The sequence below is a fragment of the Pseudonocardia sp. N23 genome (assembly GCF_002583555.1).
Classification (GTDB): Bacteria; Actinomycetota; Actinomycetes; order Mycobacteriales; family Pseudonocardiaceae; genus Pseudonocardia.
Genome location: NZ_BEGX01000035.1, coordinates 23,395 through 36,241, shown reverse-complemented (window position 1 = coordinate 36,241; position 12,847 = coordinate 23,395). Strand labels below are relative to the sequence as shown.

General features: G+C 72.6%; 13 protein-coding genes. 9 read left to right on the top strand and 4 right to left on the bottom strand.

Going from position 1 to position 12,847, the window contains the following annotated elements:
- Positions 1–11 precede the first annotated feature (11 nt).
- The 3 genes from TOK_RS11655 (at position 12) to TOK_RS11645 (ending at position 4,302) form a co-directional block, all read left to right on the top strand.
- The gene (locus TOK_RS11655) at positions 12–608 is read left to right on the top strand and encodes a DUF2249 domain-containing protein (RefSeq protein WP_098957859.1); all 597 of its coding nucleotides are present in this window, start codon (positions 12–14) and stop codon (positions 606–608) included.
- A 91-nt stretch (positions 609–699) separates the two neighbouring features.
- Positions 700–3,270, top strand: coding sequence for a DNA translocase FtsK (locus tag TOK_RS11650; protein WP_098957858.1), 2,571 nt, complete (start codon positions 700–702; stop codon positions 3,268–3,270).
- A 219-nt stretch (positions 3,271–3,489) separates the two neighbouring features.
- Complete coding sequence (locus TOK_RS11645; protein ID WP_098957857.1) at positions 3,490–4,302, top strand: YceI family protein; 813 nt, start codon at positions 3,490–3,492, stop codon at positions 4,300–4,302.
- Here the strand turns inward: TOK_RS11645 and TOK_RS11640 are convergent.
- The 3 genes from TOK_RS11640 to TOK_RS11630 all read right to left on the bottom strand — a co-directional run bounded on the left by TOK_RS11640 (position 4,290) and on the right by TOK_RS11630 (position 5,765).
- The gene (locus TOK_RS11640; RefSeq protein ID WP_098957856.1) at positions 4,290–4,763 is read right to left on the bottom strand and encodes a tRNA (cytidine(34)-2'-O)-methyltransferase; all 474 of its coding nucleotides are present in this window, start codon (positions 4,761–4,763) and stop codon (positions 4,290–4,292) included. The two genes, TOK_RS11645 and TOK_RS11640, sit on opposite strands and share 13 nt — an antisense overlap.
- Positions 4,764–4,935: 172 nt before the next feature.
- Positions 4,936–5,178: a hypothetical protein gene (locus TOK_RS32555; protein ID WP_098957855.1), complete on the bottom strand. Its 243-nt coding sequence runs from the start codon at positions 5,176–5,178 to the stop codon at positions 4,936–4,938.
- Between the two features lie 86 nt (positions 5,179–5,264).
- Positions 5,265–5,765 (bottom strand): amino-acid N-acetyltransferase, encoded by a 501-nt coding sequence (locus TOK_RS11630; protein ID WP_098957854.1) that lies wholly within the window; start codon positions 5,763–5,765, stop codon positions 5,265–5,267.
- A gap of 44 nt (positions 5,766–5,809) precedes the next feature.
- On the opposite strand from TOK_RS11630, the gene rimO reads away from it, so the two are divergent.
- From rimO to TOK_RS11610, 4 genes are all read left to right on the top strand, one after another.
- The gene (rimO, locus tag TOK_RS11625) at positions 5,810–7,297 is read left to right on the top strand and encodes a 30S ribosomal protein S12 methylthiotransferase RimO (protein WP_098957853.1); all 1,488 of its coding nucleotides are present in this window, start codon (positions 5,810–5,812) and stop codon (positions 7,295–7,297) included.
- Positions 7,298–7,310: 13 nt separating this feature from the next.
- The gene (pgsA, locus tag TOK_RS11620; protein ID WP_098957904.1) at positions 7,311–7,931 is read left to right on the top strand and encodes a CDP-diacylglycerol--glycerol-3-phosphate 3-phosphatidyltransferase; all 621 of its coding nucleotides are present in this window, start codon (positions 7,311–7,313) and stop codon (positions 7,929–7,931) included.
- Between the two features lie 336 nt (positions 7,932–8,267).
- Complete coding sequence (locus TOK_RS11615) at positions 8,268–8,639, top strand: helix-turn-helix domain-containing protein (RefSeq protein ID WP_098957852.1); 372 nt, start codon at positions 8,268–8,270, stop codon at positions 8,637–8,639.
- A gap of 302 nt (positions 8,640–8,941) precedes the next feature.
- Entirely contained in the window at positions 8,942–9,760 is an 819-nt protein-coding gene (locus TOK_RS11610; RefSeq protein WP_098957851.1) for a PspA/IM30 family protein, read from the top strand.
- Positions 9,761–9,865: 105 nt separating this feature from the next.
- Here the strand turns inward: TOK_RS11610 and TOK_RS11605 are convergent, their stop codons facing one another.
- Positions 9,866–10,723 carry a DNA-formamidopyrimidine glycosylase family protein gene (locus tag TOK_RS11605; protein ID WP_098957850.1) on the bottom strand — a complete coding sequence of 286 codons (858 nt, stop codon included), beginning with the start codon at positions 10,721–10,723 and terminating at the stop codon, positions 9,866–9,868.
- A 418-nt stretch (positions 10,724–11,141) separates the two neighbouring features.
- Here TOK_RS11605 and TOK_RS11600 point away from each other — a divergent pair, with 418 nt between their 5' ends.
- Both TOK_RS11600 and TOK_RS11595 read left to right on the top strand, forming a co-directional pair.
- On the top strand, positions 11,142–12,050 hold the full coding sequence (locus TOK_RS11600; RefSeq protein ID WP_098957849.1) for an ABC transporter ATP-binding protein: 909 nt from the start codon (positions 11,142–11,144) through the stop codon (positions 12,048–12,050).
- Positions 12,047–12,841 carry an ABC transporter permease gene (locus TOK_RS11595; protein ID WP_098957848.1) on the top strand — a complete coding sequence of 265 codons (795 nt, stop codon included), beginning with the start codon at positions 12,047–12,049 and terminating at the stop codon, positions 12,839–12,841. Before TOK_RS11600 ends, TOK_RS11595 begins: the two co-directional genes overlap by 4 nt.
- The last annotated feature ends 6 nt before the right edge of the window (positions 12,842–12,847 follow it).

Below are 12,847 nucleotides of genomic sequence, written 5' to 3'. Positions count from 1 at the left end.
AAATTGGCACCATGACCGCGCTCGAGCTCGACGTCCGCCCGCTCCGCAAGCCCGACAAGCACCCGACGATCTTCCGGACCTACGACGCCCTCGCCGTGGGCGAGTCGTTCGTCCTGGTCAACAACCACGATCCGAAGCACCTGCGCGACGAGTTCGACTCCGACCTGCCCGACGGGTACGGCTGGGAGTACGTCGAGCGCGGGCCCGTGTGGCGGATCCGGATCAGCAAGCTCGCAGCCGCTTCGTTGCCACGAGTCGTCGGGGACCTGCGCGCCGGGGCGAAGGCCCCCGATGCCGCCGGGGTCGAGTGGAAGCTGGAGATGCGCGAGCGCGACCTGGACTCCAACATCGTCCGGCTGGCGCCGGGCGCCGAGGTCGGTGAGCACGAGGGCCCCGATCTCGACGTCCTGTTCGTCGTCCTCGACGGCAGCGGCGTGCTCACCACCGAACGCAACGACCTCCTGCTGGAGGCCGGCGCGATGGTGTGGCTGCCTCGCCGGTCCCGCCGCCGCTTCCAGGCGGGGACGGACGGTCTGCGATACCTGACCGTGCACGGCAAGCGCCAGGCACTCGTGCTCGACGCCGCGCCGCCGCGGGTGGTGCACTGACAACCGCCGCCCGCCGGTGACCGGGACCGCATTCCCCTGTCGGGTGCGTCGGTCCCCGGATCATCGGGCTCGCCCGGTTACCGTGTCGGGCATGGCAGGACGTGCGTCGACCGGTGGTGCCCGCGGAACGACGCGGGCCGCCGCAGGGTCGGGCCGTCCCTCCTCAGGAGCCTCGCGCTCGGGGGCGTCGCGCTCGCGCGGCTCGACGTCGGGACGCAAGCCGTCGACGTCGCGCAGGCCGGCACCGGCGAAGAAGAGCCCGGACCTGATCGACAAGGGCATCGACGCGGTCGGCCGCGGTGTGGTCAAGCTGGGGAAGTCGGCGGGGAAGGCGGCCGGGCGCACCCGCGAGATCGACCCCGCGCACCGCCGCGACGGCCTCGGTGTCGGCTTCATCGTGCTGGCCGTCATCGCCGCCGCCGGGATCTGGTGGGGTGCGGGCGGCCCTGTCGGGCGCGGCTTCTCGGCTGCGGTCGGGGCGGTGTTCGGGACGCCGGGCGTACTGCTGCCGTTGCTGCTGGTGGTCGTCGGCATCGTGCTGATGACGACGGAGGCCCATCCGGAGTCGCGACCGCGGGTCGCGGTGGGCACGCTGCTGATGGTTCTGGGCGTGCTGGGGCTGGTGCACCTGTTCTCCGGCTCGCCGACCGAGCCCGGCCTGTGGTCGGGGGCCGGTGGCGGCCTCGGATACCTCGCGGGGACGCCGCTGGCGAGCGGGCTGAGCCCGTTCGTCGCCGTCCCGGTGCTGGTGCTGCTCACCGGCTACGGCTTCCTCGTCCTCACCGGGACGCCGGTGAGGGAGCTGCCCAACCGCACCCGGCGGTTGCTCGGCAAGCCCGTGGCCGGCGACGAGGACATCGACGAGGAGTCCGACGAGCGCCACGACGACGAGGCCGCCGCCGACCCCGTCGACGAGGAGGCCCCGCCTGCCCGGCTGCGGCGCCCGTCGCGTCGCCGGCAGAGCGCCGCGGACGCCTACGCCTACGCCGACGACGAGGCCGACACTCCCGCGCCGATGCCGGAACCGGCCGCGGAGGAGCCCCCGCCGCCCCCTCCCCGCGCGCCGCGCAAGCCGGTCCGCGTCATCGAACCCGTCTCCGAGCCCGACAACCCGCCGACCGGCGAGCAGATGTCGCTGGCGATCCGGGAACCGCTGGGCGAGACCGAGTACAAGCTGCCGCCGCCGGACATGCTGCCCGGCGGCCCGGTCCCCAAGACCCGCAGCAGCGCCAACGACGCCATGATCGAGGCGATCACCGGCGTCCTCGAACAGTTCAACATCGACGCGCAGGTGACCGGCTTCACCCGCGGCCCGACCGTCACCCGCTACGAGATCGAGCTCGGCCCGGCGGTCAAGGTCGAGAAGATCACCCAGCTCACCCGCAACATCGCCTACGCCGTCGCCACCGACAACGTCCGGCTGCTCGCCCCGATCCCGGGCAAGTCGGCCGTCGGCATCGAGGTGCCCAACACCGACCGTGAGATGGTCCGCCTCGGCGACGTGCTGCGCTCGGCCAACGCGCGCAACGAGCAGCACCCGATGGTCATCGGGCTGGGCAAGGACATCGAGGGCCACTTCCTCTGCGCGAACCTCGCGAAGATGCCCCACCTGCTCGTCGCGGGCTCCACGGGCTCCGGCAAGTCGAGCTTCGTCAACTCGATGCTCGTCTCGCTGCTCTCCCGGGCCACGCCCGAGGAGGTCCGGATGATCCTCATCGACCCGAAGATGGTCGAGCTGACGCCCTACGAGGGGATCCCGCACCTCATCACGCCCATCATCACCCAGCCCAAGAAGGCTGCCTCGGCGCTGACCTGGCTGGTCGAGGAGATGGAGCAGCGCTACCAGGACATGCAGGCCAACAAGGTCCGCCATGTCGACGACTTCAACCGCAAGGTGCGCTCCGGGGAGATCACCGCCCCGCTGGGCAGCGAGCGCGTCTACCGGCCCTACCCGTACATCCTCTGCATCGTCGACGAGCTCGCCGACCTGATGATGACCGCGCCGCGCGACGTCGAGGACGCGGTCGTGCGCATCACGCAGAAGGCCCGTGCCGCCGGCATCCACCTCGTCCTCGCGACGCAGCGGCCCTCCGTGGACGTCGTCACCGGCCTGATCAAGACGAACGTGCCGTCGCGGCTGGCGTTCGCGACGTCGTCGCTGACCGACAGCCGGGTCATCCTCGACCAGCCGGGCGCCGAGAAGCTGATCGGCATGGGCGACGGGCTCTACCTGCCCATGGGCGCGGGCAAGCCCGTCCGCATGCAGGGCGCGTACGTCTCCGACGAGGAGATCTCCGACGTCGTCCAGTTCTCCAAGGACCAGGCCGAGCCGACGTACCTCGAGGGCGTCACGGCGCAGAAGGCCAGCGAGAAGAAGGAGGTCGACGCGGACATCGGCGACGACCTCGACCTGCTCGTCCAGGCCACCGAGCTGATCGTGACCTCGCAGTTCGGGTCGACGTCGATGCTGCAGCGCAAGCTCCGTGTCGGCTTCGCGAAGGCGGGCCGGCTGATGGACCTGCTGGAGACGCGCGGGGTCGTCGGTCCCTCGGAGGGATCGAAGGCCCGCGACGTGCTCATCAAGCCCGACGAGCTCGAGAACGTCATCTGGCTGATGCGCGGCGGCGGTGGCCCCGGCCCGGAGGACGAGTTCGAGGAGTGACCCGTGACCCGTTCGGGTCCGATGATCACCCTTAGTGACGCAGTGTCGCGAATATGTGGCATCTCCCACGATTCGACCGGTGAACGACTACACGCCGTGCCATCGTTGGAGCCGGTCGCGCGGACGAGGTCCGCCGGATGGGCGAAAGGGTGTCGTATGTTCGGTTTCAAACGCCGCGGGGCGGCTTCCGGGCGAGGTGCGACGTCCCGCAGTGCCCTCATGCCGATCCCGCTCACCGGCGGCCTGTTGAGCGGGCAGATCCGGGACGAGGGCGGCAAGCCGGTCCCGGGCGCGGAGATCTCGGTGTTCGACCGGGGGAACCGGCGCGTGGCCCACTCCGACAGCGACCCGTTCGGCTACTTCGCCGCCGCGGTCGTCCCGGGCGACTACCGGGTCCGCGCGGAGTTCGGTGGCTTCCAGAGCGTCGCCAGCTCGGTCTCGGTGGACTGGGGCAAGCACGCCGAGCTCGGCGAGATCACGATGGTCGCGGATCCCAGCCTCGAACCGCCCGCACCCGGCGTCTACGAGATCGACTCCGACCACTCCTCGGTCCGGTTCGTCGCCCGCCACATCGCCCTGTCGAAGGTCTACGGGCGGTTCAACGACTTCCGCGGCACGATCCACGTCGAGGAGCCCTTCGAGGACTCGATCGTCGAGGTCGTGATCGACGCGGCGAGCGTCGACACCAATGTCGAGGCGCGCGACGCGCACCTGCGCTCCGCCGACTTCCTCGACGTCGAGCGGTTCCCGCAGCTGCGCTTCACCAGCACCCGGTTCACCCGGCGCGCGGGTAACAGCTGGGTGGTCGACGGCGAGCTGACCCTGCACGGCCTGACCAGCGACGTGCAGCTCGACACCACGTTCCTCGGCATCCAGGACTGGAACGGGACGCGGGCCGGGGTCTTCGCGACGACCGAGCTGCACCGCGAGCACTTCACCCTCAACTGGCAGCAGGTGCTCTCCCGCGGCGTGCCCGTCGTCGGCTCGACGATCGAGATCGAGCTCGACATCCAGGCCGTCTACAAGGGCTGAGCGGCACCCGCGAAGCCCGTGCGCCGCCAGGCCTCGTAGACCGCGATCGACGCCGCGTTCGCGAGGTTCAACGACCGCGACCCGGGCACCATCGGCAGCCGCACCCGGGTCGTGACCTGGGGCGTGGTCTGCACCTCGGCCGGCAGCCCGGTCGACTCGCGGCCGAACAGCAGCACGTCGTCGGGCTCGTAGTCGACGTCGGTGTGGAGGTCGGTGCCCGTCGTGGTGAAGGCGTGCACGCGGGCGGGCAGCAGCGCCTCCCAGGCCGCGTCGAGGTCGCGGTGCACCCGGACGTCGGCGAGCTCGTGGTAGTCCAGACCCGCGCGGCGGACGTGCCGGGCGTCGAGGGAGAACCCCAGGGGCTCGACGAGGTGCAGCTGCGCGCCGGTGTTGGCCGCGAGCCGGATGATCGCCCCGGTGTTCTGCGGGATCTCAGGGGTCAGCAGCACGATCCGGAACACGCCTGCGATCCTCGCCCCGCCCGGGTGCGCCGCCGCACGCGGGGGGTGCGTCGAGCCGTACGCGGCGCCCCGCCCGTGCGCCCGGCCGCGGGGTCCGGCCCCTCGGGCGCGAACGGCGGGGCTCCGTCCCCCACGGGTCATGCCGGGCGTTCGGACAGCCACTCCGTCGCCGTCAGCCCGGCGAGGTCGCGGAAGTCGCGCGCCAGGTGCGGCTGGTCGGCGTACCCGCAGCGGGCGGCGACGTCGGCGCCATCACGGCCGGCCGGTCGTGCAGGCCCGCGACCATCACGTCGAAGCTCCCGGTCCCGCGGCCGTCGGGGGTCTCGATGACGTCGATCGTGCCGTCGAGGCAGAACAGGAACGTCAGGTGCGCGCCCGGCACGCCCTGGTGGGTGCCCGGCGGCGTGGCCGACATCCGGTAGCCCGATCAGAGGTCGACGTACGGGCGCAGGGCGGCGGCGGCCGTCGCCAGACCAGCTCGTCGCCCGCCATTCCCACAGGTCAGGGCAGGACCAGCAGCATCCGCACGTTGCCGAGGGTGTTCGGCTTGACGTGGGCCAGGTCGAGGAACTCCGCGACGCCGGTGTCGTAGGAGCGCAGCATCGCGGCGAACACGTCGGGGGAGACGGGGGTGCCGTCTATCTCGGCGAAGCCGTGCTTGGCGAAGAAGTGCTTCTCGAACGTCAGCACGAACAGCCGGCGCAGCCCCAGCTCGCGGGCACCGTCGATGAGCCCCGACACGATCGCGTGCCCGACCCCGCGGCCCAGCGTCGAGGGGGCTACCGCCACCGTGCGGATCTCGCCGAGGTCCTCCCACAACACGTGCAGCGCACCGCACCCGACGACGACGCCGTCGAGCTCGGCGACCAGGAACTCCTGCACCGCCTCGTAGAGGGTGATGATCTCCTTGGCCAGCAGGACCCGACCCGCATAGCCGTCCACAAGGGACTTGATCGCCGTCACGTCGGCGGTCCGGGCCCGCCGGACGAGCACGTCTGCCACGACGGGTCAGAATAGATCAGGACCCGCGGGATACCCTGTGGTACGTGCCCAAGCCCCCACCACCCGAGTCCGCCCCGCGGCGTGCTGCCCTGCTGACCCTGGGCTGCGCCCGTAACGAGGTGGACTCCGAGGAACTCGCCGGCCGTCTCGCCGGCAGCGGGTGGGAGCTCGTCGAGGCCGACCCGTCGTCCGGCGGCCCGGCGCCCGACGTCATCGTCGTCAACACCTGCGGGTTCGTCGAGCAGGCGAAGAAGGACTCGATCGACACGGTCCTGTCCGCGTCCGACGTCGCGCGCGCCACCGGCGCCAAGGTCGTCGCGGTCGGTTGCCTGGCCGAGCGCTACGGCGCCGAGCTGGCCGAGAGCCTCCCGGAGGCCGACGCGGTCCTCGGCTTCGACGCCTACCCCGAGCTGGCCGAACGCCTCGGCGACGTCCTGGGCGGCCACGCCCCTGCCCCGCACGTCCCGGTCGACAGGCGCACCCTGCTGCCGCTCACCCCCGCCGCCCGGCCCACCGCGGCCGTCGACGTGTCGGTGCCCGGCCACGAGTGGGTGCCCGACCTGTCCCGGGTCCGGCTGTCCGACGGGCCGGTCGCCAACCTCAAGCTCGCCTCCGGGTGCGACCGGCGCTGCGCGTTCTGCGCCATCCCGTCGTTCCGCGGCGCGTTCGTCTCCCGCCCGCCGACGGACGTCCTCGCCGAGGCCGCGTGGCTCGCCCAGAAGGGCGTCCGCGAGCTGGTGCTCGTCAGCGAGAACTCGACGTCCTACGGCAAGGACCTGCCCGGCGGTACCCGGGCCCTGGTGGACCTGCTGCCGCGGCTCGCGGCGATCCCGGGGATCGACCGTGTCCGCGCGTCCTACCTGCAGCCCGCCGAGATGCGGCCCGACCTCGTCGAGGCCATCGCCCGTACACCCGGCATCGCGCCCTACTTCGACCTGTCGTTCCAGCACGGCAGCGCCGCGGTGCTGCGCCGGATGCGCCGCTTCGGCGGCCGCACCGACTTCCTCGACCTGTGTGAGCGCATCCGCACGCTCGCCCCCGAGGCCGGCATCCGCAGCAACGTCATCGTCGGATTCCCCGGCGAGACCGAGGACGACCTCGCCGAGCTCGAGGCCTTCCTCACCGGCGCCCGGCTCGACGCGGTGGGCGTCTTCGGCTACTCCGACGAGGACGGCACCGAGGCCGAGGGCTACGCGGACAAGATCGACCCCGACGAGGTGCAGGCCCGGGTCTCGCGGATCGCGTCGCTGGTCGACGAGCTCGTCGTCCAGCGGGCCGAGGACCGCGTCGGCACCGAGGTCGTCGTGCTCGTCGAGCAGGCGGAGGACGACGACTTCGAGTGCACCGGCCGCGCCGCCCACCAGGCCCCCGAGGTCGACGGCGAGTGCGTCCTCGAACGCGGGTCGGGCCTGGAGGCAGGCCAGCTGGTGCGGTGCGTCGTCGTCGACACCGAGGGAGCCGACCTGGTGGTCTCCCCCCGCGAGGTCCTTCCCGGCGGCCGTGCCGGGCTCGTCGCCGCGGGGTCGGCGTGACGCGGGGCCGGCGATGACGAACCCACCGGCGGACGCCGCGTCGCCGCCGGTGCTCAACATCGCCAACGTCCTCACGGTCGTCCGGCTGCTGCTCGTCCCGGTCTTCCTCGTCGTGCTGTTCGTCGACGACGGGCACTCGGTGGCGTGGCGCCTCATCGCGGCCGGGGTGTTCGCCGTCGCCGCGATCACCGACCGGCTCGACGGCCAGCTGGCGCGCAGCCGCGGTCTGGTCACCGACTTCGGCGCGGTCGCCGACCCGATCGCCGACAAGGCGCTGACCGGCGCGGCCTGGGTCGGGCTGTCGCTGCTGGCGCTGATGCCGTGGTGGGTGACGATCGTCATCATCGGCCGCGAGGTCGCGATCACGCTGCTGCGGTTCTGGGTGATCCGCCACGGTGTGATCGCCGCGAGCCGCGGCGGCAAGGCCAAGACGTTCGTGCAGAGCCTCGCGATCGGGCTGTTCGTGCTCCCGCTCGACGAGCTGCTGGGCTCGTCGACCACGTTGACGGGGCTGCGCTGGGCGGTCCTCGGGCTGGCACTGGTGCTGACGGTCGTCACCGGCGCCGACTACGTCGTCCGCGCGATCAAGCTGCGCAGCGCCGCCCGCACCGCCGTCCACGACGAGGTGCCCTGACGCCGGGTGCCCCTGATGCCGGGTGGCCCCTGACGCCGGGTGCCCCTGACGCCGGGTGACCCCTGATGCCGGGTGACCCCTGATGCCGGGTGACCCCTGATGCCGGGTGACCCCTGGTGCCGGGTGGCCCCTGATGCCGGGTGACCTGGACGCGGCGTGACCGTCGTCCCCCGGCAGGGGAGTGTTCGCCCTCGGCGGACACGTCAGACCGGCTCGGCAGGCGACGTGCGGCGTCCCCAGTCGGTACGGTGAGGCCACCGGGCCGTCCGCGGGCCGGGCACGGATCCCATCCGGGTTTCCCGGAGGGCCGTGGCACGGTTGGACGAGGAGGGTCGCATGGCTGTGCTGCTGCGTGAGGCGATCGGCGGCAGCCTTCGGCGTGCCCGGACCGCCCGCCGCCGGACGCTGCGTGAGGTGTCCCGGCAGGCCAGGGTCAGCCTCGGCTACCTCTCCGAGGTCGAGCGCGGCGTCAAGGAGGCGTCCAGCGAGCTGCTGGCATCGATCTGCGAGGCTCTCGACGTCTCGCTGCCCGACCTGCTCACCTCGGCGGCCGAGGAGATGGCGGCCACGATGCGGCCGCAGATGATCGTGCCCATCGGACAGCGCCACGCCGACCTGCGGATCGCCGGGTCCGCGTCGGCCGCTGTCAGCCCGCAGCCGGTCACGGCCCCCGCGTCGCCGGTGGCCAGCGTCAGCGCCGCCGCCTGATCTTCTCCTGATCGTCACCGGCCCGGACCGGCGCACGCCTGTCGTCGTGCTGCCCGCTGCGGGGCACCGGATCCGCGCTGGTGGCGCACGGGGACGCCCGACCTCCGGGATGCCCCGGGATTCGGTAACCTGGCCCCCGGGTCGCCCGGACGGCGGCCTCCGGACGATCCCCGATATCGTCGTCCCACGCTGGCACATGTGTCGTGCGCGGTGCCACGATGGGGGCCGCAGCGCGCACCGGGACAGATGTCCGGAACGGCGCGGTGACTGATCGTGTCGCACTCGGAGGTAAGGCGGAGCAGATGGCCAACGGTTTCGCGAAGGCCTGGAACTACCTGATGGCGCTGTTCTCGTCGAAGGTCGACGAGTACGCCGACCCGAAGGTGCAGATCCAGCAGGCCATCGAGGACGCTCAGCGTCAGCATCAAGCTCTCTCGCAGCAGGCGGCGGCCGTCATCGGCAACCAGCGCCAGCTCGAGATGAAGCTCAACCGGCAGCTCGGGGAGATCGAGAAGCTGCAGGCGTCGGCGCGGCAGGCGCTCGTCCTGTCCGACCAGGCCCGCGCGAGCGGTGACGAGCAGAAGGCCGGGCAGTACGAGCAGTCCGCCCAGGCGTTCGCCACGCAGCTCGTCACGGCCGAGCAGTCGGTCGAGGACCTGAAGACGTTGCACGACCAGTCGATCGGTGCCGCCCAGCAGGCCAAGACGGCCGTCGAGCGCAACTCGATGATGCTGCAGCAGAAGATCGCAGAGCGCACCAAGCTGCTCAGCCAGCTCGAGCAGGCCAAGATGCAGGAGCAGGCCGCGGCGTCGCTGCGGTCGATGAGCGAGCTCTCCGCGCCGGGCAACACCCCGTCGCTGGAAGAGGTCCGCGAGAAGATCGAGAAGCGCTACGCCAACGCGCTCGGGTCCGCCGAGCTCGCGCAGAACTCGGTGCAGGGCCGCATGCTGGAGGTCCAGCAGTCCACCGTGGACATGGCCGGCTCCAGCCGCCTCGAGCAGATCCGCGCATCGCTGCACGGCACCCCGGTCGCGGGCGAGGTCACCTCGGGGCGAACCGCCCCGGCGGCGGCCCAGCCGCAGACCGGCCCGTCGATCCAGAAGCAGCCCGGCACCAACTGATCCACGGCTGTCACGGCGCCCGCTCCCGGTTCCCGGGGGCGGGCGCCGTCGTGTGCGCAGTCGCCGTGTCGCGCAGCCGCCGTGTTGCGCAGCCGTCGTGCGTGCTCAGTACCGGCGGGTGGCGCCGGACCCGCTGCGGCGGCGCCCCTGGCGCGGGGCCGGTGCGGGTGTGGGTCCCGGCTGGCAGCGCGGGCACCAGTAGGCGATCCGCGCGTAGATGCCGTCACCCTGGTCCGCGGTCCGGATGCGGGTGCCGCAGCGCCGGCACTCGCGCCCGCCCCGCTCGAACACCCAGTGCGCCTCGCCCATCCGCGTCGACCCCGTCGTCGTCTGCTCGGGGCGGTCGGCGTTGGCGAGCAACAGCTTGCGCGACAACGTGATCACCTCCTCCGGGTCGGGCAGGTCGCGGACCTTCGTCCACGGGGACACGCCCAGCAGGAAGCAGGCCTCCGTCTTGTAGAGGTTGCCGACGCCGGCCATCACCCGCTGCTCCAGCAGTACCAGGCCCACCTCGTGATCGGCGCGGGAGGTGAAGCGGCGCAACGCCTCCGCGGCCAGGCCGGCGTCCCAGGCCGGGTCGAGAAGGTCGGGGCCGAGGTGCCCGACGAGGCGGTCCTCGTCGTCGGTGGGGAGGAGCTCGAGATCGTGCAGGGCGAACCCCACCGCGACCCGGTCCTCGTTGGCGAGCACGGCCCGCGCCTCGTACTCGGGGCGCCGCCAGCGCATCCCCGGCCGGTAGAGGTGCCACGAGCCGTCCATCCGGAAATGGCTGTGCAGGCTGGTGCCGTCGTCGAACCGGGTGAAGAGGTGCTTGCCGACGCTCGCCACGCCCGTCACGATCAGCCCGGCCAGGTCGTGCTCGGCCCAGCGCGGGTGCCGGAGCTCGCCGCGCAGCAGCAGCTTGCCGGCGAGCGCGGCGTGCAGCCGCTTCCCGGCGAGGAAGACGGTGTCGCCTTCGGGCACGGTGCGACGGTATCCCGCCCCGGGCCCGCGCGCCTGCCGCCGCGTCGGCCCGTCTCCGGCGCCGGGCCACAGGCGGGGGCGTCGTTCACGGGCCGCGAGCGACGCCGGTGACGGCCGTGTCCCGGTTCCGGTGACCCGCCCGGGCCGCAACCTCACGGCTGCGCCCGTGGGCCCCGGCGACCGTGAGGTCGTGCGCGGCGGGTCGGGCGCGCCCCGGGGGGTCCTCGCGGGTGCTCGGACGACCGTGGGGTTGCGTTCGGCTCGTCGTGCGCGTCTGCGGGGCTCCTCGGGAGTGCCGGACGGCCGGCTCGGGGCGGTTCGGTCAACCGATCGGCTGATCGGGGCATCCACCGCGGCGGGGCCGGACGGCAGCCGCGGGACCGATCCGCGGGCGCCGCCGTCGCGACACCCTTGGTGCATGGCGGTCATCGAGGTCGACGGTGTGCAGAAGCGCTACGGCGAGCATGTCGCCGTGGCCGGCGTGTCCTTCGAGGTGCAGGAGGGGGAGATCTTCGGCGTCCTGGGCCCCAACGGGGCGGGGAAGACCACGACGGTCGAGTGCGTCGAGGGGCTGCGTGTCCCCGACGGCGGCACCATCCGGGTGCTGGGGCTCGACCCGCAGCGCGACGTCGTCGCACTGCGCCAGGTGCTCGGGGTGCAGCTGCAGGACAGCAGGCTCCCCGAGCGCATGACGGTCACCGAGGCGGTCTCGCTCTACGCCTCGTTCTACGACGACCCCGCCGACGGCGACGCCCTCGTCGACCGGCTCGGGCTGACGCGGCAGCGCGACACCCGTTTCGGCAAGTTGTCCGGCGGTCAGCAGCAGCGGCTCGCGATCGTCCTGGCGCTGATCGGCAGGCCGCGCGTCGCCGTCCTCGACGAGCTGACGACGGGCCTGGACCCGCAGTCGCGGCGCAACACCTGGAAGCTCGTCGAACAGATCCGTGACGACGGCGTCACCGTCGTGCTGGTGACCCATTTCATGGAGGAGGCCGAGCGCCTCTGCGACCGGATCGCGCTGATCGACGCCGGGAAGGTCGTCGCCATCGACACGCCGTCCGGGCTGGTGGAACGCACCCGGGCGCCACAGGTCATCCGGTTCCGGCCGTCCGAGCCGGTCGACGAGGCCATGCTGCGGGCGTTGCCCGACGTGGGGTCGGTGCTGGTGCACCGCGACGGCCGCGTCGAGATCACCGGCACCGGCGACGTCCTCGCCACCGTCACCACCGCGCTCGCGAACCGGCGGATCATCGCCGCGGAGCTGCGCGTCACCCAGCCACGACTCGACGACGCGTTCGTCGCCCTCACGGGGGAGGGGATCCGATGACCACCACCACGACGGCGGCGCCCACCGGCACGGTGCGCCCGCGCCTGTCGGGCTTCACGGGCCTGGGCCCGCTGACCCGCTCCGAGCTGCGACTGTTCCTGCGCGACCGCGTCGGCGCCGTCGCGACCCTGCTGTTCCCGACGGTGCTGCTCGTCGTGCTGGGGCTGATCCCGGCGTTCCGGGAGCCGATCGGGCCCGGCGGTCCGCGGCTGATCGACGTGTACGCGCCGATCATGGTCGCGATGGTGCTCGCGGTGTCGGCGGTGCAGGCCCTGCCCGCCATGGTCGCGACGTATCGGGAACAGGGTGTGCTGCGACGCATGCGGACGACGCCCGTCCGGCCGCAGACGCTGCTGCTCGCGATCACCTCGACGATGCTCGCCGTCACGCTGGCGTCGACGATCCTGGTGCTCGTCGTCGCACGGCTGGCGTTCGGTGTGCCGCTGCCGCAGAACCCGCTCGCCTATCTCGTCGCGCTGGTCCTGCTCGGTGCCGCGGTCTACGGGCTGGGGCTGCTCGTCGCGGCCGTCGCGCCGACCGGGCGGACCGGCAACGCCATCGGGACCGTGCTGTTCTTCCCGCTGATGTTCTTCGGCGGGCTGTGGCTGCCGCGCGACGTCATGCCCGCGGTGCTGCGCACGATCAGCGACTGGACCCCGCTCGGGGCCGGCGCGGGCGCTCTGCAGGCCGCCGCGGCGGGCTCGTGGCCGCAGCTGATCCACCTGGTCGTGCTGGTCGGCTGGGCGGTGCTGACGGGCGTCGCCGCGACTAGGTTGTTCCGCTGGGAGTAGGGGGCG